Source organism: Ensifer sp. 2TAB8 (assembly GCF_052115125.1).
Taxonomy (GTDB): Bacteria; Pseudomonadota; Alphaproteobacteria; order Rhizobiales; family Rhizobiaceae; genus Ensifer.
The window spans coordinates 798,907-821,174 of record NZ_JBFRGB010000001.1 but is presented as its reverse complement, the minus strand read 5'-3'; the positions used below and the strand labels follow the sequence as shown (position 1 = coordinate 821,174).

At 62.4% G+C, this 22,268-nt stretch carries 27 protein-coding genes; 14 read left to right on the top strand and 13 right to left on the bottom strand.

Features of this window, described 5'->3' with window-relative positions:
• Window positions 1-70 precede the first annotated feature (70 nt).
• From AB4Z53_RS04050 to AB4Z53_RS04030, 5 genes are all read left to right on the top strand, one after another.
• On the top strand, window positions 71-445 hold the full coding sequence (locus AB4Z53_RS04050) for a YciI family protein (RefSeq protein ID WP_113536654.1): 375 nt from the start codon (window positions 71-73) through the stop codon (window positions 443-445).
• Window positions 442-1,713: an RNA polymerase sigma factor gene (locus tag AB4Z53_RS04045; protein WP_113536653.1), complete on the top strand. Its 1,272-nt coding sequence runs from the start codon at window positions 442-444 to the stop codon at window positions 1,711-1,713. Before AB4Z53_RS04050 ends, AB4Z53_RS04045 begins: the two co-directional genes overlap by 4 nt.
• An 81-nt stretch (window positions 1,714-1,794) precedes the next feature.
• A complete protein-coding gene (locus AB4Z53_RS04040; protein ID WP_291161091.1) occupies window positions 1,795-2,208 on the top strand; it encodes a DoxX family protein in 414 nt (137 codons plus the stop codon).
• A 30-nt stretch (window positions 2,209-2,238) separates the two neighbouring features.
• On the top strand, window positions 2,239-2,604 hold the full coding sequence (locus AB4Z53_RS04035; RefSeq protein ID WP_291161088.1) for a DUF1801 domain-containing protein: 366 nt from the start codon (window positions 2,239-2,241) through the stop codon (window positions 2,602-2,604).
• Window positions 2,605-2,717: 113 nt separating this feature from the next.
• Entirely contained in the window at window positions 2,718-3,332 is a 615-nt protein-coding gene (locus AB4Z53_RS04030; RefSeq protein ID WP_441594816.1) for a glutathione S-transferase family protein, read from the top strand.
• A 76-nt stretch (window positions 3,333-3,408) separates the two neighbouring features.
• Here AB4Z53_RS04030 and hemW read toward each other — a convergent pair whose 3' ends face one another.
• The 4 genes from hemW to rph are packed head-to-tail and all read right to left on the bottom strand — an operon-like array spanning window position 3,409 to window position 6,434.
• Window positions 3,409-4,593, bottom strand: coding sequence for a radical SAM family heme chaperone HemW (gene hemW, locus AB4Z53_RS04025; RefSeq protein ID WP_441595226.1), 1,185 nt, complete (start codon window positions 4,591-4,593; stop codon window positions 3,409-3,411).
• A gap of 24 nt (window positions 4,594-4,617) precedes the next feature.
• Window positions 4,618-5,262 (bottom strand): RdgB/HAM1 family non-canonical purine NTP pyrophosphatase, encoded by a 645-nt coding sequence (gene rdgB / locus AB4Z53_RS04020; RefSeq protein ID WP_113536649.1) that lies wholly within the window; start codon window positions 5,260-5,262, stop codon window positions 4,618-4,620.
• 17 nt (window positions 5,263-5,279) lie between these two features.
• Window positions 5,280-5,699, bottom strand: a complete 420-nt coding sequence (locus AB4Z53_RS04015) for a VOC family protein (RefSeq protein WP_441594813.1) — start codon at window positions 5,697-5,699, stop codon at window positions 5,280-5,282.
• Window positions 5,700-5,714: 15 nt separating this feature from the next.
• On the bottom strand, window positions 5,715-6,434 hold the full coding sequence (gene rph / locus AB4Z53_RS04010) for a ribonuclease PH (RefSeq protein ID WP_113536647.1): 720 nt from the start codon (window positions 6,432-6,434) through the stop codon (window positions 5,715-5,717).
• Window positions 6,435-6,696: 262 nt separating this feature from the next.
• Between rph and hrcA the strand changes: the two genes are divergently transcribed.
• On the top strand, window positions 6,697-7,776 hold the full coding sequence (hrcA, locus tag AB4Z53_RS04005) for a heat-inducible transcriptional repressor HrcA (RefSeq protein WP_291161077.1): 1,080 nt from the start codon (window positions 6,697-6,699) through the stop codon (window positions 7,774-7,776).
• Window positions 7,777-7,939: 163 nt separating this feature from the next.
• Window positions 7,940-8,557, top strand: a complete 618-nt coding sequence (gene grpE / locus AB4Z53_RS04000; RefSeq protein WP_223726249.1) for a nucleotide exchange factor GrpE — start codon at window positions 7,940-7,942, stop codon at window positions 8,555-8,557.
• A gap of 93 nt (window positions 8,558-8,650) precedes the next feature.
• Here the strand turns inward: grpE and AB4Z53_RS03995 are convergent, their stop codons facing one another.
• Both AB4Z53_RS03995 and AB4Z53_RS03990 read right to left on the bottom strand, forming a co-directional pair.
• Window positions 8,651-9,886 (bottom strand): D-arabinono-1,4-lactone oxidase, encoded by a 1,236-nt coding sequence (locus AB4Z53_RS03995; RefSeq protein WP_113536644.1) that lies wholly within the window; start codon window positions 9,884-9,886, stop codon window positions 8,651-8,653.
• An 11-nt stretch (window positions 9,887-9,897) separates the two neighbouring features.
• Complete coding sequence (locus AB4Z53_RS03990) at window positions 9,898-10,665, bottom strand: SDR family NAD(P)-dependent oxidoreductase (protein WP_441594810.1); 768 nt, start codon at window positions 10,663-10,665, stop codon at window positions 9,898-9,900.
• Window positions 10,666-10,816: 151 nt separating this feature from the next.
• Between AB4Z53_RS03990 and AB4Z53_RS03985 the strand changes: the two genes are divergently transcribed.
• Window positions 10,817-11,629, top strand: a complete 813-nt coding sequence (locus AB4Z53_RS03985) for a helix-turn-helix transcriptional regulator (protein ID WP_441594808.1) — start codon at window positions 10,817-10,819, stop codon at window positions 11,627-11,629.
• Between the two features lie 42 nt (window positions 11,630-11,671).
• Here the strand turns inward: AB4Z53_RS03985 and ptsN are convergent, their stop codons facing one another.
• From ptsN to lptC, 6 genes are all read right to left on the bottom strand, one after another.
• On the bottom strand, window positions 11,672-12,136 hold the full coding sequence (gene ptsN, locus AB4Z53_RS03980) for a PTS IIA-like nitrogen regulatory protein PtsN (protein WP_043615607.1): 465 nt from the start codon (window positions 12,134-12,136) through the stop codon (window positions 11,672-11,674).
• 173 nt (window positions 12,137-12,309) lie between these two features.
• Window positions 12,310-12,882: a ribosome hibernation-promoting factor, HPF/YfiA family gene (gene hpf, locus AB4Z53_RS03975; protein WP_113536641.1), complete on the bottom strand. Its 573-nt coding sequence runs from the start codon at window positions 12,880-12,882 to the stop codon at window positions 12,310-12,312.
• Window positions 12,883-13,106: 224 nt separating this feature from the next.
• Window positions 13,107-14,645 carry an RNA polymerase factor sigma-54 gene (gene rpoN / locus AB4Z53_RS03970; protein WP_441594805.1) on the bottom strand — a complete coding sequence of 513 codons (1,539 nt, stop codon included), beginning with the start codon at window positions 14,643-14,645 and terminating at the stop codon, window positions 13,107-13,109.
• Window positions 14,646-14,789: 144 nt separating this feature from the next.
• Entirely contained in the window at window positions 14,790-15,608 is an 819-nt protein-coding gene (lptB, locus tag AB4Z53_RS03965; protein ID WP_113536639.1) for an LPS export ABC transporter ATP-binding protein, read from the bottom strand.
• A 12-nt stretch (window positions 15,609-15,620) separates the two neighbouring features.
• The gene (locus AB4Z53_RS03960; protein WP_441594803.1) at window positions 15,621-16,181 is read right to left on the bottom strand and encodes an LptA/OstA family protein; all 561 of its coding nucleotides are present in this window, start codon (window positions 16,179-16,181) and stop codon (window positions 15,621-15,623) included.
• A 15-nt stretch (window positions 16,182-16,196) separates the two neighbouring features.
• Window positions 16,197-16,865: an LPS export ABC transporter periplasmic protein LptC gene (gene lptC, locus AB4Z53_RS03955; RefSeq protein ID WP_441594801.1), complete on the bottom strand. Its 669-nt coding sequence runs from the start codon at window positions 16,863-16,865 to the stop codon at window positions 16,197-16,199.
• A gap of 262 nt (window positions 16,866-17,127) precedes the next feature.
• Here lptC and sppA point away from each other — a divergent pair, with 262 nt between their 5' ends.
• The 3 genes from sppA (at window position 17,128) to AB4Z53_RS03940 (ending at window position 18,961) form a co-directional block, all read left to right on the top strand.
• The gene (gene sppA, locus AB4Z53_RS03950; protein WP_441594799.1) at window positions 17,128-18,087 is read left to right on the top strand and encodes a signal peptide peptidase SppA; all 960 of its coding nucleotides are present in this window, start codon (window positions 17,128-17,130) and stop codon (window positions 18,085-18,087) included.
• Window positions 18,088-18,216: 129 nt separating this feature from the next.
• Window positions 18,217-18,519 (top strand): integration host factor subunit beta, encoded by a 303-nt coding sequence (locus tag AB4Z53_RS03945; RefSeq protein WP_025425688.1) that lies wholly within the window; start codon window positions 18,217-18,219, stop codon window positions 18,517-18,519.
• Between the two features lie 97 nt (window positions 18,520-18,616).
• Window positions 18,617-18,961, top strand: a complete 345-nt coding sequence (locus AB4Z53_RS03940; RefSeq protein WP_113536635.1) for a LapA family protein — start codon at window positions 18,617-18,619, stop codon at window positions 18,959-18,961.
• Between the two features lie 34 nt (window positions 18,962-18,995).
• Here AB4Z53_RS03940 and AB4Z53_RS03935 read toward each other — a convergent pair whose 3' ends face one another.
• Entirely contained in the window at window positions 18,996-19,457 is a 462-nt protein-coding gene (locus AB4Z53_RS03935; RefSeq protein WP_113536634.1) for an SRPBCC family protein, read from the bottom strand.
• A gap of 308 nt (window positions 19,458-19,765) precedes the next feature.
• Here AB4Z53_RS03935 and AB4Z53_RS03930 point away from each other — a divergent pair, with 308 nt between their 5' ends.
• Genes AB4Z53_RS03930 through lspA form a run of 3 tightly spaced genes read left to right on the top strand, consistent with a single transcriptional unit; the run spans window position 19,766 to window position 22,265 of the window.
• Window positions 19,766-20,920, top strand: coding sequence for a class I SAM-dependent rRNA methyltransferase (locus AB4Z53_RS03930; protein WP_113536633.1), 1,155 nt, complete (start codon window positions 19,766-19,768; stop codon window positions 20,918-20,920).
• Window positions 20,917-21,777: a TrmH family RNA methyltransferase gene (locus tag AB4Z53_RS03925; RefSeq protein ID WP_113536632.1), complete on the top strand. Its 861-nt coding sequence runs from the start codon at window positions 20,917-20,919 to the stop codon at window positions 21,775-21,777. Before AB4Z53_RS03930 ends, AB4Z53_RS03925 begins: the two co-directional genes overlap by 4 nt.
• Window positions 21,774-22,265 (top strand): signal peptidase II, encoded by a 492-nt coding sequence (lspA, locus tag AB4Z53_RS03920; RefSeq protein ID WP_113536631.1) that lies wholly within the window; start codon window positions 21,774-21,776, stop codon window positions 22,263-22,265. Before AB4Z53_RS03925 ends, lspA begins: the two co-directional genes overlap by 4 nt.
• The last annotated feature ends 3 nt before the right edge of the window (window positions 22,266-22,268 follow it).

The window sequence follows — 22,268 nt, the reverse complement described above, 5'->3', positions numbered from 1 at the left end:
TGTTTTTTTCGGCAGGGTTGTCGGCTATCTGTCGATGCCATCGTCTTTGATTCAGGAGCAGGAGAGTTCCATGCTTTATGCCGTGTTTTGCTACAACCAGGAAGATGTCACGAGTACCTGGAGCAAGGAACAGGATGACAAGGTCATGCATGACCTCGCGGCTGTGCAGAGCAAATATGCCGAAGCCGGCAAGCTCGGGCCGGTGGCGCGGTTGCTGCCGACGTCCGCTGCCACGACGCTTAGGCACAGCCACAGTGAGACGATCGTGCTCGATGGCCCCTTTGCAGAGACCAAAGAGCAATTGCTCGGCTTCTATGTCGTCGACTGTGCGTCTCTCGAGGAAGCGCTTGCGTTTGCGCGCGATCTGAGTTCCGCCAACCCGGCTGCCGGCTCCTACGAAATACGACCTCTCGCCATCTACAAACCCAGTGAGCTTGCTTCATGACAGACACAGCCTGGATAGACCTCGCACTCGTTTCAGCCCGGCCGCAGGCAATGGGCGCATTGCTGCGCTATTTCCGCAATCTCGATACGGCCGAAGAAGCGTTTCAGGAGGCGTGCATCCGGGCTTTGAAGACCTGGCCGAAGAGCGGGCCGCCGCGCGATCCGGCGGCGTGGCTGATCTTCGTCGGCCGCAACAGCGGGATCGACAAGGTCCGGCGGCAGTCGCGCGAGACGGCGCTGCCGCCCGAGGAAATGCTCTCCGATCTTGAGGATCAGGAAAACGAACTCGCTGATAGGTTGGATGGCTCCCAGTATCGCGATGACATTCTTCGCCTGCTGTTCGTCTGCAGCAATCCCGCGCTGCCTGCCACGCAACAGATCGCCCTGGCGCTGCGCATCGTCTCAGGCCTTTCCGTCAAGCAGATCGCCCGCGCCTTTCTCGTCAGTGAAGCTGCAATGGAGCAGCGCATTACCCGCGCCAAGTCCCGCGTTGCCGCCGCCGGCCTTGCCTTTGAGACGCCCGATGCGGCCGACCGCTCCGATCGGCTCGCCGCCGTTGCAACGATGATCTACCTCGTCTTCAACGAGGGGTACTCGGCGATGAACGGGCCGGAAAGCGTCTCGGCCGATCTCTGCGGCGAGGCAATTCGCCTCGGACGCCTGTTGCTGCAGCTTTTCCCGGCAGAGCCGGAGATCATGGGGCTGACGGCCTTGATGATGATTCAGCATTCCCGTGCGCATGCGCGCTTTGATGCCGATGGAGCCGTCATCCTTCTCGAAGACCAGGATCGAACCCTATGGAACCGGCCGCTGATCGATGAGGCGTTGGCCTTGATCGACAAGGCGATGCGCCGTCGTCAGCCCGGCGCATACCAGATCCAGGCGGCAATCGCCGCACTGCATGCGCGGGCAGAGCGCCCCGAAGACACCGACTGGGCACAGATCGATCTGCTCTATCAGGCGCTCGAACGATTGCAGCCGTCGCCGGTGATCACACTCAACCGGGCGGTGGCGGTGTCGAAGCGTGACGGCCCGGAAGCGGCGCTCGCCATGATCGCGCCGCTGTCTGACAAGCTGTCGGGATACTTCTATTTCCACGGTCTCAGCGGCCACCTGTTGAAGCAGCTCGGCAGGGTCCGCGAGGCGCGCGTCGCCTTCGACCATGCGATCGCGCTTGCGACCAATGCCGCCGAATGCGCTTATATTCGCATGCAGCTCGACAAGCTCGACGAGGAACCGGATGCCAAGACGCTCGGTTCGAAAAAATAGTTGAAAAATCTTGGGCAGCTGTCGGCGGCGGCCTCGTGGCTTCGTCCTTGGACTGACAACGAGATCCAAGGAGAGATCACAATGAATACCAGCCTCGCTTTGCCCGTGCCGACAACAAAGTCCGTGATCCTCGGCCGCGCCTTGAGCGGCCTCGTCATTCTGTTCCTGGTCTTCGATGGTGCCATCAAACTGGTGCCGCTGCAGGTCGTCACCGAAACCATGGCAGCACTCGGCTACTCGGCAGACCAGGGCCTGGCGCGCCTGCTCGGCGTGCTGACGCTGCTCTGCACCCTGCTTTATGCCATCCCGAGAACCTCCATTCTGGGCGCCATCCTGCTTACCGGCTACCTCGGCGGCGCCATGGCCACGCATCTTCGGGCGGAGAGCCCGCTCTTCACCCATCTGTTGTTCGGCTTCTATCTGGGCGTCATCGCCTGGGGCGGCCTGTGGCTCAGAGATCCGCGGCTGCGCAGCCTCCTCCCGTTCAAGAACTGACAACCGTCCCCAACCGCTCGAAAGACGACCATGACCAAGACTGTCGAAGACTACATTGCCGGCCTATCCGGTGTTCCAGCAGACGTGGCGAAGTGCTTGCATGCAGCGCTCGATGCCGCAGGCGGGCTCACCGATATCGTCAAGTGGGGCCATCCCGTCTACCAGGCCGGCGGGGCGGTTTGCCTGCTCAAGGGGGCCAAGGATCACGTGACCTTCGGCTTCTGGCGCGGGGCCGAGATGCTCGATCTCGATGCCCGCCTGGAGAAGGGCGGCGGCAAGGGTGACATGGCCTTTATCCGTCTGCGTAAGGTCGACGATGTCGATGACGCTCAGGTAGCCCGCCTGGTCGCAAAGGGCATCGAGCTCAACCGGCTGAAAGGCGATCCGCTGAAATAGCCGTTCGCGAAACAAACTTGCAGCGCGACCGGTAAAACAGAGCGCCTTTATCGGTCGCGATGAAATACCTCTTCACGGGAACAGGAATTCACGCCAGATCCCGCGAGGCAATCATGATCCTCTACTATCAGACCCATTCTCCCTTCGCCCGCAAGGCGCTCGTCTTTGCGCGCGAGATTGGTGTTGCCGACCAGCTCGAGGTCATCCACCACGAGACCAGCCCGACGCGGCGCAACGACGAGGTCTATGCCGAAAACCCGCTCGGCAAGGTTCCGGTCCTTTTGCGAGAAGGCCTGGAGCCGATCTTTGATTCCGACGTCATCTGCGCCTATCTCGACACGCTGCATGAGGGGCGCAAGCTGATCCCCGAAAGCGGCGAACCGCGCTGGCGGGCGCTCCGACTGCAGTCTGTGGCGCAGGTCCTCGCCCAAACCGGCATCGGTCTGCGTTGGGAATGGGAGCGCCGGCCCGAGCACCTGCGTTTTCCGGCGTTGGCCGAGGGCTATGCCGAAAAGATCGAGGAGACCTACGATTGGCTGGAGCGGACGCTGGAGCCCGAGGGGGCCGTCGATGTCGGCCAGATCGCGCTGGCGACGGCGCTTTCGTGGATGGCGTTTCGCGACCTGCCCTCGTTCCGCAACCGCCCGAAGTTGACGCGCTGGTTCGACGCGTTCGAGGGGCGGCCATCCATGCTGGCAACACCGCTTTCCGGTGAAACGTTCGATTGAACCTGTAGCCGGCGAAGATGCCGGAATTTCCAGGAAACGCGGGCCGTTGCCCGCCGGGAAACTCGACCTAGCCGCCTCAGGGGCAGGCTAGGTCGGCGACCACGGCGTCGAGGATCAGCATGCCGGCCGGCGTGCAGCGCAGGCGTGAATTGCCGAGCCGCTCGATGAAGCCGTTGTCGATCAGGAATTGTTCGCGCTCCGGGTCGGGGTCGCGGCCGGAAAGGGTCTGCCAGCGGGCGAGATCGACGCCTTCCTTCAGGCGTAGGCCCATCAGCAACAATTCGTCCGACTGTGCTTCGAGATCGAGCGCTTCACGTTCGATCATGCCGTGACCGTAGGTCTCGACAAGGCGCAACCATTCCTCCGGCTTTCGCTCAGTCGCCGTTGCGATCTTGCCGTTGCCAACGCTCAGGCGGCCGTGGGCGCCGGGGCCGATACCCGCATAGTCGCCATAGCGCCAGTACGTCAGGTTGTGGCGGCTCTCGGCGCCCGGACGAGCGTGGTTGGAGACTTCATAGGCCGGCATACCGATGGCGGCAGTGATGTCCTGCGTCGCCTCGTAAAGAATCGCCGATTGTTCACCGTCGGGAACGATGAGCTTGCCAGCCTTGTGCAGGCCGTAGAAGGGCGTGCCTTCTTCGATCGTCAGCTGGTAGAGCGACAGGTGGTCGACCGCGTAGGAAACGGCCTCTTTCAATTCGCGCTCCCACTCCTCGACCGTCTGATTGGGACGGGCGTAGATCAGGTCGAAGGACATGCGCGGGAAGATCTCGCGCGCAAGCCGGATCGCCTTCAGCGCATCCTCGACATTGTGCAGCCGCCCGAGGAACTTGAGGTCGCGGTCGTTCAGCGCCTGGACGCCAAGCGAGACACGGTTGACGCCGGCGGCCCGATAGCCGTGAAAGCGCGTCGCCTCGACGCTCGAAGGGTTGGCCTCCATGGTGATTTCGATGCCGTCGGGCACGTGCCAATGGCGGGCGATACCCTGCAGGATCGCGTCGACCGTCGAAGGCTCCATCAAGGACGGCGTACCGCCGCCCATGAAGATGCTGGTGACGGTGCGCGGACCGGAGAGCTCCCGCGCTTCCTCCATCTCCCTCAGGAAGGCGGAAACGAAACGCGGTTGATCCACCGGCTGGTGGCGCACGTGGCTGTTGAAGTCGCAATAGGGGCATTTGGCCGCGCAGAACGGCCAATGCACATAGACCCCGAAGCCGGGATCCATGCCGTCACCGATCGCCGAAAGCGTGGCCGTCTGCATCGTTGCGTCTCTCATGCGGCTCAATCAGGCTCCGAGGCAGGTCTCGGCGAAGATCTTGAAGGCGCGGGCGCGGTGCGACAGGGCCTCCGCATCCCCCGGCTTCCAGCCGTGCTTCTCATCCGCGCTCATTTCGCCGAAGGTGGTCTCATAACCCTTGGGCTGGAACACCGGATCGTAGCCGAAGCCCTGGCTGCCGCGGGGCGGCCAGACGACGAAGCCTTCGACCTCGCCGCGGAAGAGTTCCACATGGCCGTCCGGCCAGGCAAGGCACAGGACCGAGACGAAGCGGGCGGTGCGCTGCGTGGGCGCCGTGGCGCCTTTTTCCTGCAACGCTTTCTCGACCTTCTCCATCGCCATCGCGAAATCGCGGCTGCCGTCCTCGCGCTCGGCCCAGTTGGCGGTATAGACGCCGGGCGCGCCGTCGAGCGCGTCGATCGCGAGACCCGAATCGTCGGAAAGCGCCGGCAGGCCGGAGGCCTTGGCCGAGGCGAGCGCCTTGATCGTCGCGTTCTCCTCGAAGGTGGTGCCGGTTTCATCCGGCTCGATGAAGTTTAGATCCGCGGCCGATTTCGCCTCGAAGCCGAGCGGGCCGATGAGGTCGCGGATTTCGCGGATCTTGCCGGCATTGTGGCTGGCGACGATCAGCGTCTTGTTGTCCAGTTTGCGCATTGTGTCTCGTTTCGTATTCATTCGACGGACCAGAGGCCCGGCTCCGCACATTCGAGGCTGTTGCCGGCCGGATCGCGGAAGTAGAACGACCGCGCTCCGTTGGGCCAGCGAAGATCGCTTTCTATTGCAATGCCGGCCCCTTCCAGCTTCGCCTTCCAGGCATCGAGCGCCTCGGCCGCCACCCGGAAGCACATGTGCCCCCGGCCGGTCGTACCGTGCGGAGGCACCGGCAGGGCGGCGTCCGGCGCTGGCGGCTTCACCGTTTCGGCCGGGTTGAAGATCAGAAGCACGCCCTGGCCGCAACGGAAGAACACGTGCCGGTTTCCGGCGCGGGTGATCCTGTCGAGACCGAGAACGCCACCATAGAAGGCCTCGGCGGCGTCGAGATCGGCCGCATAGAGCGCCGTCTCGAGAATGCCTTCCAGTGCCGGGGCCATGTCAGTTCCTTTTCGTCAGCCGGCGATCGCCTGCTTCTGCAGCGCGACCAGTTCGGCAATGCCGTTCTTTGCCAGACCCATCAGGCTTGCGAATTCCTCTTCCGAGAAAGGCTTGCCTTCGGCCGTGCCCTGGATCTCGACGATACCGCCGGAGCCGGTCATGACGAAGTTGGCATCGGTCTCGGCAGCGGAATCTTCAAGGTAGTCGAGGTCGATCACCGACTGGTTGGCGAAGATGCCGCAGGAGATCGCCGCCACATGGTCCTTCAGGACCTTCTCGACCTTGACCATGTTGCGCGCTTCCATCCACTTCAGGCAGTCGTGCAGTGCGATCCAGGCGCCGGTGATCGAGGCCGTGCGCGTGCCGCCATCCGCCTGGATGACATCGCAGTCGATCGAGATCTGACGTTCGCCGAGCGCAGGCAGGTCTACGACGGCGCGCAACGACCGGCCGATCAGCCGCTGGATTTCCTGGGTGCGGCCGCTCTGCTTGCCGCTTGCCGCCTCGCGCCTCATGCGCTCGCCGGTGGCGCGCGGCAGCATGCCGTATTCCGCCGTCACCCAGCCCTTGCCGCCGTTGCGCAGCCAGGCCGGAACCTTTTCCTCAAGGCTGGCGGTGCACAGCACGTGCGTGTCGCCGAACCGCACCAGACAGGAGCCTTCTGCGTGCTTGGAAAAATTGCGCTCGAAGGAAACCTTGCGCATTTGGTCGGTTTTTCTGCCGGATGGCCGCATCGTCAACTCCTATCGTATCTGGTGAGCCTTCTACTGCATAATTCCCTAAATCGAAATCGATCTAGGGATAAAATTATGCAGCGGTTTGAAGCGCTACAGCGACCTTGAGCGCGTCTAGCGACACGCGGCGCTGTAGAGCATGGCGCAAGTAAAGGGAACCGGTGGATAGCCGGGGGTGAGGCTGCTTTTTCCCTTTTGCCATTGGGCGGCAGGATCACTATATTCCGGGCACGGCAGGATGTGCCTGCAAGTGTGGAGTGACATGGTACTGCGCAGTCCCGGAGCAAAGGAAATCGCCGCGGCGCTGGACGAGCGCTCGGGCGAGATTTTCCGTCGCATCGTGGAAACGTATCTGACGAGCGGCGAGCCGCTCGGCTCGCGTAATCTTTCGCGTTTGCTGCCGATGTCGCTTTCCCCCGCTTCCGTTCGCAACGTGATGAGCGATCTCGAAGATCTCGGTCTCATCTATTCGCCGCATGTCAGCGCCGGCCGTCTGCCCACCCAGACGGGGCTGCGCTTCTTCGTCGATGCCTTCATGCAGGTCGGCAATCTCTCGACCGAGGACCGGGCGTCGATCGATCGCCAGGTCCGGCGCGGCGACCACGCCCAGCCGGTGGACGCATTGATGGCTGAGGCGAGCCAGATGTTGTCGGGCATGTCGCGCGGGGCGGGCCTCGTCATCACCGCCAAGGCTGATCCCGTGCTGAAGCATGTCGAGTTCATTCGCCTTGCGCCGACAAAAGCGCTTGCCGTTCTCGTCGGCGAGCACGATCAAGTGGAAAACCGCATCATCGAGCTGCCGGCCGGGGTGACCAGTTCGCAGCTCACCGAAGCGGCAAACTTCCTGAACGCCCATCTCGCCGGTCAGACAATCGCAGAAGTGCGCACGCAGCTCGAAAAGGTAAAGCAGACGGTACGCGGCGAACTCGATGCGCTGTCTCAGGATCTGGTCGAGCGCGGTCTCGCCATCTGGTCGGGCAATGAGGGCGACGAGAAGCCGGCGCGGTTGATCGTGCGCGGCCGAGCCAATCTGCTCGAGGGACTGGAAGGGGCCGAGGACATCGATCGGCTCCGCATGCTTTTCGACGATCTCGAAAAGAAGGACAGCATGATCGAGCTGCTCGATCTTGCAGAGAGCGGCCCGGGTGTGCGGATCTTCATCGGCTCCGAAAACAAGCTCTTCTCGCTCTCGGGCTCCTCGCTGATCGTCGCGCCCTATCGCGATGGCGAAGATCGCATCGTCGGCGCAGTCGGCGTCATCGGTCCGACGCGGCTCAACTATTCCCGCATCGTGCCGATGGTCGACTATACCGCGCAACTGATGTCGCGGCTTTCCCGTTAAAGGCGCGCTTTTGGTCGCGCGCACGATTGAACCCTTGATTTTTCGGCCCCAAACCTCGATATCGGCTTCAAATCCAGTCACTGGGCATTTTTGCTGAGACGCAGGCTCGCGCTTGCGACGCGGAAATGCGAAGGACGATAGAGACGACACTGCGGAGAACGTCATGACCGACGATACGAACAAGCACGGACCCGAGGCCACCGACGAGGTATACGACGCTGCGCCGGACGTTGCCGACGCTGCTCAAGCTGCGCCGGTTGCCGAGCCTGATCCGTTGGAACTCGCCAAGGCCGAGAACACCGAGCTGCGTGACAAGTACCTTCGGCTTGCCGCCGAGATGGACAATCTGCGCCGCCGGACCGAGCGCGACGTGAAGGATGCGAAGTCCTACTCCGTCGCCGGCTTTGCCCGCGACATGCTCGCTGTTTCGGACAACCTTCGCCGGGCGCTCGACGCCATTCCGGCAGAGGCCAGGGAAACCGCCGAAGCTGGTCTCACCGCGCTGATCGAAGGCGTGGAAATGACCGAGCGTTCGATGCTTTCGGCGCTTGAGCGTCATGGCGTCAAGAAGCTGGAGCCGGAAGGCCAGAAGTTCGACCCGAACTTCCATCAGGCCATGTTCGAGATTCCGAATGCGGACGTGCCGAACAACACCGTGCTGCAGGTCGTTCAGGCCGGCTACACCATCGGTGACCGCGTTCTGCGTCCGGCCATGGTCGGTGTGTCCAAGGGCGGACCGAAGGTCGTGGCCGCAGAGAACGGCGACGCACCGTCCGCCTGATCCAACGGATCAGAGTTTCAAGAAAACGCCGCGCGAATTTCGCGCGGCGTTTTTGTTTGGGCAGAAGGATGGGCGCAGCTTCAGGCGCAGTCCCTATCCGAAGAGCTGGTGCAGGTGATCGTTAAGGAAACGGCCTTCCGGATCGACCTTGGCCCGCAGCGCCCGGAAATCGCCTGCGCGGGGATAGAGCGCGGTCACATCCTCGGCGCCGAGGAAGTGCAGCTTGCCCCAGTGCGGCCGTGACCCGTACTGCCTGAGGATCGTGTCGACGTCCTTCAGATAATCCCAATAGTCGGTTCCCGGCTCGCCCGAGACCGAGAGCGTGATCGAGTCCTGTTCGAAGAAGGGGCTGATCCAGCCGGTGTCGCCGGCGGTGAAGCGGTACTCGATCGGATAGATGCAGGTCGGGTGCTTCTCCAGCATCAGCTTGCGCACCGCCTTTACCGCTTCCTTGCCGTGGGCGACGGGCACCGCATATTCCAGCTCGTGGAAATTCGGCACGTATTCGATCGGGTAGATCTCCGAGGAATAGGCGATCTTCTCGAAACGGCGCTCGGTCGGCGCTTCCTCGGTGATGTCGATCACCTTCATCTCGCAGACGTCGGAGGTGCTCTCCGTCGTCGAGACCGACGCCGTGTCCGGCAGGCAATAACAATGCCGGCTTTCCGGTACGGGGCACCAGAAGAAGCCGAAATGGCGGTGCTTGGCGGCCAGTTCGTCGTGCTGCTCGATCATTTCGTCGAAGGTGCAGCGCCAGAGCTTTTCATGCAGGTTGTAGCTGTCCATCGCCTGCAGCGTGATCTCCGAGATCACGCCGAGCATGCCGACCGACACCCGCGCCGCCTCCAGCAGATCGGGCGTCGTCTCGTCGACGACGAGGATGCTGCCATCCGGCTGCACCAGGCGCATGCCGACGATCTGCGAGGCCATGTTGCCGAGCTTGGCGCCGGTCCCGTGGGTGCCGGTGGTGAGCGCGCCGGCCAGCGCCTGGCTGTCGATATCACCCTGATTGATCAGCGAAAGGCCATTGGATTTGAGCACCTTGCCGAGCTGGTTGATGGTCGTGCCCGCCTTCACCGCGACGCGCTTGCGTGCGTAGTCGATGCCGACGACGCCCTGCATGCTGGAGAGCGTCAGCTGCAGCCCGCTGGTCAGCGCCACCGGGGTAAAGGAATGGCCGGAGCCGGCGCAGCGTACGTTCAGCCCTTGCGAGGTCGCCTCACGCACCATTTCGGCCAGCGCCGCCTCATTTTCCGGAGCGCCGCGATGGCGCACGATGCATGATTGGTTTCCGACCCAGTTGCGCCAGTGTCCACCTGCCTGAAGCATTTTCCCCTCCCTCAAACCGCGGTGAAGCAATTGTCGACGAACAGATGCGTGCCGTTGATGAAGCTCGCCTCGTCGCTTGCCAGGAACAGCGCCGCATTCGCCACTTCCTTGGGGTCGCACATGCGGCCCTGCTGGGCGGCGATGGCCGCCTCCGAAACGTCGACACCATATTTGCTAAGGCCGACAAGCTCGCGCTTGCCGTGGTCGGTGGCAATGAAACCCGGGCAGACGGCGTTGCAGCGGATGCCGCGATCGCGGAACTCGACGGCGATGGCGCGGGCGAACATGTGGCAGGCGCCCTTGGTCGTGTCGTAGAGCACTTCCATCGGCGTTGCCGCGATGGCCGAAATCGACGAGGTGCAGACGATGCTGCCGCCGCCGGCGGAAAGCATGCCCGGCAGCACTGCCTTGGTCATCAGGAACATGCTGCGCACGTTCACCGCCATCAGCCGGTCCCATTCGTCTTCCTCGACTTCGAGGAAGGGACCGACGGCGAGGATGCCGGCGTGGTTGAAGAGCACGGTGATTGGGCCGAACGCCGTCTCGACCGCCTTGACGGCTGATGTCACCTCTGCGGATACCGAGACGTCGGCGGGCGCGAAGATCGCTTCGCCGCCATTGGCGCGGATCGATGCCGCGACCTCTTCACCCTTGCTGCGCGGCAGGTCGACGATAGCGACCTTTGCGCCTTCGCGCGCGAAGAGTTCTGATGCGGCCAGGCCGCACCCGCCTGCGCCACCGCTGATCAGCGCCACCTTGCCTGAAAGCCTGCCTGCCATTGCGTCCTCCTCATCGGTGTTCGTCGCAACGCTCGCCAAGGCGATCCGTTTCGCGGCGACCTGTTGCTCTCTCCCGGGGGAATTATTGTTGACGAAGCAGGGGCTGTCGATATCCCATGGGGGATACGAGGAGTGGGGGGATGAAACCGGAATGCTGGCAAGGGAATCCGCCGATATCTCGGCGATGATCGGTCTGATCGGTACTGAGGATTTCGGCCAGGCGCTCGACCGGATGCTGCGATCGGTCACCAGTTTCGATCTCTCCGTCGCCTTCGCCTATCCCTATGGTTCACGGCCGATCGTGCTGCACGACGGCTACACGGCGAAGGTATCGGCGAGCGCGCTCTCCGCCTATCTCGGCGGCGCCTATCTGCTCGATCCCTTCTATGTCGCCTGTTGCGCCGGACAGCCCGCCGGCCTCTGGCGCATGCGCGAGCTGGCACCGGACCGGTTCTTCCAGTCCGACTTCTCGTCGTCCGCCGAGGTTCATCCTTGCGTCTCGATGGAAACGGGCGTCCTGGTGGAGGAGGTCGGCTTCGTCATACCGCTCGACGGAGGCCTGCAGGCGACCTACTCGCTGATGCGAGGTCGCGGCGGCGAGCCCTTCAGCGCGACCGAACTCGAGCGGCTGCGTGTCTATGAGCCGATCGTGCGTGAGGCGGTCCGCTCGAACTGGCGCCAGCAGGGGCAGAGCTTTGCACCGCCGCCCTCCGAAGAGGGCGACGATGCGATGGAAGCAGCGTTCGACAGCCTTTGTTCGGACCGGCTGACCAAGCAGCAGCGCAACATCGTACGCCTGATCCTCAGGGGACACAGCAACCTTTCGATCGGCAAGTTGATGAACATTGCCGAGGGAACGGTCCGGATCCATCGCAAGAACATCTACCGCCGGCTCGGCATTTCAAGCCAGGGTGCGCTGTTCCGGATTTTCATAGATCATTTGAACGGTCGTCAGCTCTACTGACGCAGGCACTGCGCGTCCGGCGGACGCGCGCCGTTGCTGCTTTCAGGCGGCGTGGGAGGTCGCGTCGTCGTCGAGCAGCGTGTAGATCGCGCTGGCGGAATCGCTCGAACGGATCTTGGCGACCATGTCCTGGTCGCGCAGCACGCGGGCGATACGCGACAGGGCCTTGAGGTGATCGGCGCCGGCACCCTCCGGGGCGAGCAGCAGGAAGACGAGATCGACCGGCTGGTCGTCGAGCGCTTCGAAATCGACAGGCGTATCCAGTCGCGCGAAGATGCCGATGATCGAGGGAAGATTGTTGAGCTTGCCGTGCGGGATGGCGATGCCATTGCCGACGCCGGTGGAGCCAAGACGCTCCCGCTGCAGGATCACGTCGAAGATTTCACGCTCGGGAAGCCCGGTGATCTTTGATGCTTTTGCCGCCAATTCCTGAAGGAGTTGCTTTTTCGAGTTGGCCCTCATGGCCGGGATGATCGCATTTTGATGCAGTAGACCTGCCAATGCCATTCTTTTGTCCTCGTTCGCCGGTTAGAGCCCGACAACATCATCACAAATGCGTCGCAATGGCTCTAACCATCTTTGTCATGGCGGGTTCCATGCACAGAAAAGTCACATTTTTCCGGCCTGCCCGCTGATTATGGGCAAGAGGAGCACTGGCGCGCCAGCGCTCCTCTATCCGCTCATGCTTTGATATTGGCAGCGTCGATCCAGCCAATATTTCCATCGTTGCGTCTGTAGACGATATTCAGATCGTCCTTGCCGGGGCTACGGAACATCAGGACAGGTTCGTCGGTCATGTCGAGTGCCATCACGGCACTGGCGACAGACATCGTCCTCAATTGTTTCGTGCTTTCGGCGACGATCGTCGGTGCATAATCCTCGGGGACTTCGTCGTCCTCGAAGGGCACCGAATCCATCACTGTGTAGGCGACCTCGGCAGCGCTCTGCCCGTTGCCGTTATGGTGATCCTTCAGCTTGCGCTTGTAGCGACGCAGACGCTTTTCGATGCGATCCGACGCCGCGTCAAACGCAGCTTGAGGGTCGTTCGCTTGACCGTTCGCCTGCATAACCACGCCCGTATCGAGATGAAGCTTGCAGTCGGCGCTGAAGCGCGACCCGGATTTTTCCACAGTGACCTGGCTTGAATATCCTCCGTCGAAATATTTGGTTACGGCCTGCTCGATCTGCTCGCCGATGCGGGCTCGGAACGAATCGCCGATTTCCATCTGTTTACCGGATACACGCACACTCATGGAGTTTCCTCTCTCGTTCGTGATTTGCGCAGCCAGTCTATTCCAAGCGGTCCCGTCATCCAAGCCTTTCAGACTTGCGGGCGCGCCTTGTCGCAGCCACCGGTCGTACCGGTTCGCTTCCGGGGCGAGCATCTCCCCGGCAATTGCGGCGGGCTCATATCGCCTGTGTCGGAGAGAGTCAATTGGAGGTCGCAAAAAAGTTAATGCAGCTTAACTTATGGTGCTCAGAAACCGGCGGCCTTCGCCAGCGCCCGCTTCTCCCGTCGCCGCTGCACGGAAGAGGGAATGTTCATCGCTTCCCGGTATTTGGCCACGGTACGGCGGGCAATGTCGATGCCGGCCTTCTTGAGGTTGTCGACGATATCGTCGTCGGAAAGCACAGCTTCGGCGCTCTCCTCCTGGATCAGCGCGCGGATGCGGTGGCGCACGGCTTCCGCCGAATGGCTGTCGCCACCTTCGGCCGAGCCGATCGAGACTGTGAAGAAATACTTGAGCTCGAACAGCCCCCGCGGCGTCAACATGTACTTGTTCGAGGTAACACGGCTGACGGTCGATTCATGCATCTTGATCGCATCGGCAACGGTCTTGAGGTTCAGCGGCCTGAGGTGGCCGATGCCGTTGGCGAGGAAGGCGTCCTGCTGGCGAACGATCTCCGTCGCAACCTTCATGATCGTCCGGGCGCGCTGGTCGAGGCTGCGTGTCAGCCAGTTAGCGTTCTGCAGGCACTCGTTGAGGAAGGCCTGGTCGGCGCTGTTTTTCTGCGTGCCGCGCGAGACCGTCGCGTAATAATCCTGGTTGACCAGCACCCGGGGCTGGGCGTCCGGATTGAGCTCGATCATCCACGAGCCGTCGGGCGCGGCACGCACGACGATGTCGGGCACGATTGCCTCGCTGACGCTGGTCTCGAAGCTGGTACCGGGCTTCGGATCGAGCTTGCGGATTTCCGCCAGCATGTCGATCAGGTCTTCCTCGTCGACGCCGCAGATCTTCTTGAGCGTCGCAAAATCGCGCCGTGCCAGCAGTTCGAGATTGGCAAGCAGGGCCTCCATCGCCGGGTCGAGGCGGTCTCGGGCACGCAACTGGATTGCAAGACATTCGCCAAGCGAACGTGCGAACACGCCGGGCGGATCGAACTGCTGCAGCGTCAGCAGGACCCGCACGACCGCCGCATGGTCAGCGCCCAGCCGTTCGGCGACTTCGCCGAGATCGGCCTGGAGATAGCCGGCATCGTCGAGCTGATCGATGAGGTGCTGCGCGATCAGCCGATCGGAAGGGTCGGATAGTGCAAATGGCAATTGCTCCGTGAGTGTCTCGCGCAGGCTCTTGCGGCCGGCAACGAAGTCGTCGAGGTCGTAGTCCTCGCCTTCGGCGCCCCCCGGCATCGACTTCCACTGGCCGAGCAGTTCCGGCGCATCGGCGCGCTGCGGCGCCGTGTCGTCCTGGAAGACATTGGCGAAATCGGCGTCGAGCTGTTCGCCGAGCCGCTCGCCGCTCGGCGATGTCGCGCTGTCGTAGAGATCGGCTTGTGCGCCGAAGTCGTCGCCCGCAGACTCGTCTCCGGCCGTGCCTTCGCTTCGCTCGGGCGTGCCTGGCAGATCGTCATTCGCCTGAAATTCGAGCAGCGGGTTCTTTTCGACTTCCTGGGCGATGAATTGGTTGAGCTCAAGATGAGTCATCTGCAGCAGCTGGATCGACTGCATGAGCTGTGGCGTCATCACCAGGGACTGGGACTGGCGCAGATGAAGGCTGGCGGACAGTGCCATGCTGACGCGAAACTCCCGAGAAATCTCTTGGGCCGCGGTGCGTCTCCGTTTGCCGGGGCGGGCCCTTATCAATTGGCCCAAAAATTGCTTATCGAGAAGGTTTGGTCAAGCGTGGTCGCGGGCGGAATCGCCCGCGAAGCGGCCTCAGAGGCTGAAATTGTCGCCGAGATAGAGCCGGCGCACGTCAGGATTGGTGACGATGTCGTTGGCGCGACCATGGGTCAGCACTTCACCGGCATGGATGATATAGGCGCGATCGATGAGGCCGAGCGTCTCGCGGACGTTGTGGTCGGTGATCAAAACGCCGATGCCGCGCGAGGTCAGGTGACGGACAAGTGCCTGGATATCGGCGACCGAGATGGGATCGACGCCCGCAAAGGGTTCGTCGAGCAGCATGAAGGTCGGATCGGTCGCAAGCGCGCGGGCGATTTCGAGACGCCGCCGCTCGCCACCCGAAAGCGCGATTGCCGGGGACTTGCGCAGGTGCGTGATGTTGAACTCGCCGAGCAGGTCGTTGAGCTTGCTCTCGCGTCGCTCCAGGTTCTTGTCATGGACCTCGAGCACGGCGCGGATGTTTTCCTCCACCGTCAGTCCGCGAAAGATCGACGCTTCCTGTGGCAGGTAGCCGACGCCAAGACGGGCACGCCGGTACATCGGCATGGTCGTGACATCGTTGCCGTTGATTTCGATCGAGCCTTCGTCGACCGGCACGAGGCCGGTGATCATGTAGAAACAGGTGGTCTTGCCGGCGCCGTTCGGTCCGAGGAGGCCCACGGCCTCGCCGCGCCGCACCACGAGTGAAACGCCGTTGACGACGCGGCGCTCACGATAGGCCTTCGTCAGACCGCGCGCGATCAGCGTGCCGTCATAACGCGCCTTGTCGACCGCGTGTCCGGAAACGGCCGCGACGGTCGCCGACGGCTTGCGGACCCGTTTGCGTTTGTGAAGGAAGGGAAAGTGCACGAGCGGTCTACGTCAGTTTGGCTTGCGGGACTTCGGGTCGAGCTGGATCTGCACGCGGCCGCCACAGGCTTCGAGCTGGGCCTCACCGGTCTCCATCTGGACGTTGAGCTGGCAGCCGACGAAGACGTTCTTGCCTTCCGACAGCACCACCTTGTCGCCCTTCAGCACGAAGATCTGCTTCGTCATGTCGAAGGAGCCGGTGTCCGCCGTTGCCTGTTGCGTGCCCGAGCTCAGGAAAACCTTCTCGCTGACCTCGATGCGGTCGATGTCGGCGTCGCCGCTCGAAACCGAGCCACCGCCGGACTTGTAGAAGACCACCATGTTGCCGGCCTGGAGCGTCGTCGTGCCCTGCACGACCTTGACGTTGCCGGTAAAGATCGCCTTGCTCTCCGGATCCTTGATTTCGAGCTTGTCGCTCTCGATCTGGATCGGCTTGTCGTTGGAGAGTTCAAGGCCCTTCATCTTGCTTGATGTGGCCTGCGCAAAAGCGCCGGAGGCAATGATCAAAGCGCCGGCGCCAGCAATCGCCAGGCTGGCGGAAATTTTGAAAAAAGAGGCGGTTGTGACCGACATGGAGTGCACCGGGTCCTATTTCGCGTTCTTGCGGATGGCGGTGGGCTCGACGTTCACCCTCACCATGCCCTCAAATATTACAATACGTCCCTTATCTGTCATTCGCAGCGTCTGCGCAATGATCGAACCGCCCTTCATGCTGATCGCAACGGGCCGCTTCGTTTCCATCTCGCCGGCATTGATGTCCAGATAGGCCGACTGGAAGTCGGCGTTGAGGCCATTATTGACGGAAATGGTGAACGGGGCGTTCATGTCGAGCGTATTGGCGCCACGGTCGTAGATGCCGTTGGTGGCGTCCACGGTTGCGACCATCGAATCCTTCATCGGCATTTCCGCGTGGATCGTCTGCAGCGTGATGATGTCCGGGTTGGCGATATCTTGGAGCGCCCGCTGGGCCTTCATCGAGTAGCTGATGCCCTGCTTGTTTCGGCCGGAGATGGCTGGATTCTGCATGACGATCTTGCCGTCCTCGATCGTCGCCGATTCGAGTTGCAGATTCACGGGCATGAAGGCCCTGACAAACGACACGGCTGCAAAGATCACGGCAATGATGCCGGCGGCGACAGGCAGAATGACCTTCAGCCGCCGGACGCGCACGGAATGCCTCGCGGCGAGCGCATAAGCGTCGGCGGAGCTCTCACCCGTATCGGCAAAAATGCCCGGGGCTGGCGCGTGGTTCAACATGAAAGGGCCTGTCGTTTTACTGCTTTTATCGCCGACCCTGTCGAAGGGTCATATACATACACTGGTGTAAGTCGTCGCAAATATGGATATTTTTTGCTGCTGCACAATGCTGCTGCAAAAAAACTCGGGTGAAACACGAAAACGCCAGCCGCGGCTTTCAACCGTGGCCAAGCGCGTTTATGGAATATGCCTCTGCGCGCGCAGATAGCACGTTCCCGCGGAAACTGACAGAAGCTGCGCCAACATTTCGGGAGAAACCCACATGGACGAACTCGCCATCGCCGACCGCCGCAGCCTTCGCCGGAAACTGAGCTTCTGGCGCTGGGTGGTGGCGGGGCTGCTTCTCGTTGCAGCGCTCGCGATCTTTGCCTGGTCGGGCGCTGCAGACGATGTCGGTCGCAGCCGTCAGCAGGTGGCGCGCGTCACCATCAGCGGTCTGATCCAGGATGACCGCGAGCTGCTGGAGCGGCTCCAGAGGATAGCCGATAACGACAGCGTCAAGGCGCTGGTCGTGACCATTTCCTCCCCGGGCGGCACCACCTATGGCGGCGAAGTGCTCTACAAGGCGATCCGCAAGGTTGCTGCCAAGAAGCCCGTCGTCTCCGACGTGCGCACGCTCGCCGCCTCGGCGGGCTATATGATTGCGCTCGCCGGCGACACGATCATCGCGGGCGAAAGCTCGATCACCGGCTCCATCGGCGTCATCTTCCAGTACCCGCAGATCAAGGACCTGATGGACAAGCTCGGCGTGTCGCTGGAATCGATCAAGTCGCGGCCGCTGAAGGCGGAGCCGTCGCCCTTCCATCCGGCAAGCGACGAGGCGAAGGCGATGATCCAGGCGATGATCGACGACAGCTATGCCTGGTTTGTCGACCTGGTCGCCGAGCGCCGCAAGCTGCCGCGTCCCGAGGCGCTGCTGCTCGCCGACGGCCGCATTTTCACCGGCCGACAGGCGCTCAAAGCCAAGCTCGTCGACACGCTCGGCGGCGAGGACGAAATTCGTGCCTTCCTCACGGAGAAAAAGGTATCGAAGGACCTGCCGATCGTCGACTGGGAAGCGCCGCGAAAGACCCTGCCTTTTGGCCTCGGCGCGCTCGCCGCCAACTGGATCAAGATGTTGGGATATGACGCTTTTCCGGCAATGAGCGGTCTCGAAAAAATCGCGGGCGACAAGTTGTTTCTTGACGGTCTTGTTTCGGTTTGGCAGGTTGATGGCCAATGAGGAAGGCGACATATACCCAGCCTGAGCCGCCAGGAGATGCCGGCGTTCTTGCAAGCGTCGGCGACACACTGTCGGCAATCACAATGCAGACCGAAAAAGCAAAACAAACAAGAATTTGAGGGGGCGACAGTGATCAAGTCAGAACTGGTGCAGATTGTTGCAGCTCGCAATCCGCATCTCTATCACCGCGATGTCGAAAACATCGTCAATGCGGTACTCGATGAGATCACAGATGCGCTCGCGGCAGGTAACCGGGTCGAACTGCGCGGCTTCGGTGCCTTTTCCGTCAAGAATCGGCCGTCGCGCTCCGGGCGCAACCCACGCACCGGCGATTCCGTTTTCGTCGAAGAAAAATGGGTACCGTTCTTCAAGACCGGCAAGGAATTGCGCGAGCGCCTTAATCCCGGCATGAATGGCGACGACGAAGACTGATCATCTTTCTCGGTCTCAGCGGTCCGGCGCAATCGATGCCCGTTGTCCCCCGTGGCCACCGGAAACCATGCGGCCGCCCGCAAGATGGAGTGATTGAATGTTCAAGAAACTGATCAACATCGTTGTGCTCATTCCGGTTGGCGTGATCCTGATCGTTCTCAGTGTCGCCAACCGCCAGAGCGTGACGCTGGCGCTGAACCCCTTCCGTCCGGAAGACAGCGTGCTTTCCGTCAGCGCGCCCTTCTTCGTCTTCCTGTTCCTGGCCGTCATCGTCGGCGTGATCCTCGGCGCGGCAGCAACCTGGTTCAGTCAGGGAAAGCATCGTCGCCGCGCGCGCACCGAGGCCAACGAGGCCGTGAAATGGCACCGCGAAGCCGAGAAACATCGTAGCCAAGCTGAAAAGCTTGCCACCCAGGCGACGTTGGCCGCCCCACAGAACTGACCGCTTGTTTTGCTGCTGCGGAGCTGCGAGCCCTTCAGCTCGCCGCTTCCGCCTGCTCGCCACCAACGGCCGCGCCGAAGTCGGCAAAGAACTGTTGCGCCAGCTTCTTCGCGGTCGAATCGATGAGGCGCGAGCCGAGCTGGGCGAGTTTGCCGCCGATCTCCGCCTTGACGTCGTAGCGCAACACCGTTTCCGCCCCATCCTCCATCAAGGTGACGTCGGCGCCACCCTTGGCGAAACCTGCGATCCCGCCCTTTCCTTCGCCCGAGATCGTGTAGCCCTCCGGCGGATTGAGGTTGGAGAGCACGACATTTCCGCTGAAGGTGGCCGAGACCGGACCGATCTTGATCTTCACCACGGCCGCAAGCTCGGTTGGCGACGTCATTTCCAGTGACTGGCAGCCCGGGATGCATCGTTTGAGGACCTCCGGATCGTTGAGCCCGCGCCACACCGCGTCGCGCCCTGCCGAAATCCGCTCTTCGCCGGTCATATCCATGCGTTTTCCTCCCCGTGCAGCGCCGCGCGTCGCTATCGGCGCGCAAAGGTCGCTGCAACACATTAGGTCTGCTGCCGCGTTTTGTCCCTAAGCCGGTTCCGGCCCAGTGAAATTTGCGGCGGGTTCTCCCGCGCCGATCTTCGCAAAACGGAAACGGCTTTGCCAAGAGCATCAGCGATGCTATTTGCAGCTTCAATAGATGCCGCGGCTTGAGGCTGCGGCGACAAACCTCATGGCGTCCGCCCGCTCGCGCTCGATACTGCGAAGGGCAGGCGGCACATGCTCTAACAAAGCCCAGGGATCTCAGCGTGAAGGAAAAGGACCGGCGGTCGAAGAATGCCTCCGTGACCACGGCCAAGGGCCGCGGCGCCGAGGCGCGTGGCGGCGGTCGCCACGGAGAGAAGCGTCCGGCGCCGCCAAAGGGCGGCGGCTTCAAGGAACGGCCGGCGCGCGCACAGGCAGCGCAGGTTGCCGAAACGCGCGACCGGCCCGTCAAGCAGGCCGCGACCCAGGAAACACCGGCGCGGATGATTGCCCGGCGGACCGGCGAAAAGCCGGCCGAGCGCATACCGCTCATCCTCGAAACGTCGGACGCTGCCGGTTACCATCTCATCGACAGCGGCGCCGGCGAGAAGCTCGAGCAGTATGGCCCCTATCGCATCGTGCGACCCGAGGCACAGGCGCTGTGGCCGCGCAGCCTGCCCGACAGCGTCTGGGAAAAGGCCGACGCGATCTTTACCGGCGACACCGACGAGGACGGCATGGGCCGCTGGCGCTTTCCCGGCGCTGTGCTCGGCGAAACCTGGCCGATGCAGCTTCTCGGCACCGATTTCCACGGTCGCTTCACCTCGTTTCGCCATGTCGGCGTCTTCCCCGAGCAGCTCGCACACTGGAGTTGGGTCAAGGACCAGGTGGAAAGAGCAGGGCGACCGCTCAAAGTCCTGAACCTGTTTGGCTACACCGGCGTCGCCTCGCTGATTGCCGCCAAGGCTGGCGCAGAAGTCACCCACGTCGATGCCTCGAAGAAGGCGATTGGCTGGGCGCGCGAGAACCAGCAGTTGGCGCGCGCCGAAAACTTGCCGATCCGCTGGATCTGCGACGATGCGATGAAGTTCATCCAGCGCGAAGAGCGCCGCGGCAGCCGCTACGACATCATCCTGACCGACCCGCCGAAGTTTGGCCGTGGGCCGAATGGCGAAGTCTGGCAGCTTTTCGACCATCTCGCAGCGATGCTCGACATCTGCCGCGAGATCCTGTCGCCGGAGGCGCGCGGCCTGGTGCTGACCGCCTATTCGATCCGGGCGAGCTTCTATTCGATCCATGAACTGATGCGCGAGACGATGCGCGGCCGCGGCGGCCGGGTGGAATCGGGCGAGCTCATCATCCGCGAGGGCGGGCTTGACGGCCGGGAGCCGGGCAGGGCGCTTTCGACCTCACTCTTCAGCCGCTGGGTACCGCAATGACGAACGACAGAAGCGAGCACGGCACCGGTCGTGTCGGTCAGGTGAAGGAGGTCACGAGCCTCACCAACCCGATCATCAAGGACATCCGCGCGCTGGCACAGAAGAAGCACCGCGACGAGACGCGCTCCTTCATGGCCGAGGGCCTGAAGCTGGTGATCGACGCGCTCGATCTCGGCTGGAAGATCAAGACGCTGATCTATGCCAAAGCGGCCAAGGGCAAGCCGCATGTGGAGCAGGTGGCGGCAAAGACCTTCGCCAAGGGCGGGCTGGTGCTGGAAGTCAGCGAGAAGGTGCTGTCGACGATCACCCGGCGCGACAATCCGCAGATGGTGGTCGGCATCTTCGAACAGCGCTACCAGGCGCTGAAGGATCTGAAGCCGCAACTGGGCGAAACCTATGTAGCGTTGGACCGGGTACGCGACCCGGGCAACCTCGGCACCATCATCCGCACGGCCGATGCTGCCGGCGCCTCCGGCATCATTCTCGTCGGCGAGACCACCGATCCGTTTTCGCTCGAAACCGTGCGCGCCACCATGGGTTCGGTCTTTGCGATGCCGGTGGCACGCGCCAGCGCCGAGGATTTCATCCGCTGGCAGAAATCCGCCGGCGTGAAGGTGGTTGCCACCCATCTTGCCGGTGCCGTCGATTACCGCACCATCGACTACAAGTCGAAGCCGGTGGTGATCCTGATGGGCAACGAACAGGCCGGTCTGCCGGAAGAACTTGCCCGTGAGGCAGGCGCGCTCGCGCGCATCCCGCAGGCCGGACGCGCCGATTCGCTCAACCTTGCGATCGCCACCGGCATCATGCTGTTCGAGGCACGCCGTCACCTGCTGACGCTGGACGCCCGCGCATGAGCGAGAGACAGGTCCTGTTTTCCCGACCGCTACCGATCGCGGTCTTCATCCTTCTCGCGCTTATCGCCGACCAGATGATCAAGTATCTGGTCGAGCTCTACCTGCCCTTCAATCAGGCGGTCCACGTCGTGCCGATGCTGGCGCTCTACCGCACCTACAACTACGGCGTCGCCTTCTCGATGCTGTCGGGCATGGAAGGCTGGTTCATCGTCGGCATGCGGCTCACCGTCGTCGCCTTCGTTCTCTGGCTCTGGAAGCGCACGCCTAAGGACCGCTTCTTCGCCCATCTCGGCTATGCGCTGATCATCGCGGGCGCGCTCGGCAATCTCGTCGACCGGCTGATCTTCGGCTACGTGATCGACTACATTCTTTTCTATACGGAAACATGGTCCTTCGCCGTCTTCAATCTGGCCGATACCTTCATCACCATCGGTGCCGGCGCCATCATCCTTGACGAACTGCTGCACGCGAAAAAGGCAGATCGGTAAGAT

Excerpts from the sequence above, each read along its gene's own strand:
- hemW (WP_441595226.1), bottom strand. The coding sequence starts at position 4,593 with ATGCAGACGGCCACGCTTTCGGCGATCGGTGACGGCATGGATCCCGGC.
- sppA (WP_441594799.1), top strand. The coding sequence starts at position 17,128 with ATGGACGAACTCGCCATCGCCGACCGCCGCAGCCTTCGCCGGAAACTG.
- rdgB (WP_113536649.1), bottom strand. The coding sequence starts at position 5,262 with ATGCGCAAACTGGACAACAAGACGCTGATCGTCGCCAGCCACAATGCC.
- AB4Z53_RS03960 (WP_441594803.1), bottom strand. The coding sequence starts at position 16,181 with ATGTCGGTCACAACCGCCTCTTTTTTCAAAATTTCCGCCAGCCTGGCG.
- rph (WP_113536647.1), bottom strand. The coding sequence starts at position 6,434 with ATGCGGCCATCCGGCAGAAAAACCGACCAAATGCGCAAGGTTTCCTTC.
- AB4Z53_RS04045 (WP_113536653.1), top strand. The coding sequence starts at position 442 with ATGACAGACACAGCCTGGATAGACCTCGCACTCGTTTCAGCCCGGCCG.
- AB4Z53_RS03940 (WP_113536635.1), top strand. The coding sequence starts at position 18,617 with ATGTTCAAGAAACTGATCAACATCGTTGTGCTCATTCCGGTTGGCGTG.
- ptsN (WP_043615607.1), bottom strand. The coding sequence starts at position 12,136 with ATGGCATTGGCAGGTCTACTGCATCAAAATGCGATCATCCCGGCCATG.
- hpf (WP_113536641.1), bottom strand. The coding sequence starts at position 12,882 with ATGAGTGTGCGTGTATCCGGTAAACAGATGGAAATCGGCGATTCGTTC.
- grpE (WP_223726249.1), top strand. The coding sequence starts at position 7,940 with ATGACCGACGATACGAACAAGCACGGACCCGAGGCCACCGACGAGGTA.
- AB4Z53_RS04035 (WP_291161088.1), top strand. The coding sequence starts at position 2,239 with ATGACCAAGACTGTCGAAGACTACATTGCCGGCCTATCCGGTGTTCCA.
- AB4Z53_RS04030 (WP_441594816.1), top strand. The coding sequence starts at position 2,718 with ATGATCCTCTACTATCAGACCCATTCTCCCTTCGCCCGCAAGGCGCTC.
- AB4Z53_RS03935 (WP_113536634.1), bottom strand. The coding sequence starts at position 19,457 with ATGGATATGACCGGCGAAGAGCGGATTTCGGCAGGGCGCGACGCGGTG.
- lspA (WP_113536631.1), top strand. The coding sequence starts at position 21,774 with ATGAGCGAGAGACAGGTCCTGTTTTCCCGACCGCTACCGATCGCGGTC.
- AB4Z53_RS03925 (WP_113536632.1), top strand. The coding sequence starts at position 20,917 with ATGACGAACGACAGAAGCGAGCACGGCACCGGTCGTGTCGGTCAGGTG.
- hrcA (WP_291161077.1), top strand. The coding sequence starts at position 6,697 with ATGGTACTGCGCAGTCCCGGAGCAAAGGAAATCGCCGCGGCGCTGGAC.
- lptC (WP_441594801.1), bottom strand. The coding sequence starts at position 16,865 with ATGTTGAACCACGCGCCAGCCCCGGGCATTTTTGCCGATACGGGTGAG.
- rpoN (WP_441594805.1), bottom strand. The coding sequence starts at position 14,645 with ATGGCACTGTCCGCCAGCCTTCATCTGCGCCAGTCCCAGTCCCTGGTG.
- AB4Z53_RS04015 (WP_441594813.1), bottom strand. The coding sequence starts at position 5,699 with ATGGCCCCGGCACTGGAAGGCATTCTCGAGACGGCGCTCTATGCGGCC.
- AB4Z53_RS04050 (WP_113536654.1), top strand. The coding sequence starts at position 71 with ATGCTTTATGCCGTGTTTTGCTACAACCAGGAAGATGTCACGAGTACC.
- AB4Z53_RS03995 (WP_113536644.1), bottom strand. The coding sequence starts at position 9,886 with ATGCTTCAGGCAGGTGGACACTGGCGCAACTGGGTCGGAAACCAATCA.
- AB4Z53_RS03985 (WP_441594808.1), top strand. The coding sequence starts at position 10,817 with ATGCTGGCAAGGGAATCCGCCGATATCTCGGCGATGATCGGTCTGATC.
- AB4Z53_RS04040 (WP_291161091.1), top strand. The coding sequence starts at position 1,795 with ATGAATACCAGCCTCGCTTTGCCCGTGCCGACAACAAAGTCCGTGATC.
- AB4Z53_RS03990 (WP_441594810.1), bottom strand. The coding sequence starts at position 10,665 with ATGGCAGGCAGGCTTTCAGGCAAGGTGGCGCTGATCAGCGGTGGCGCA.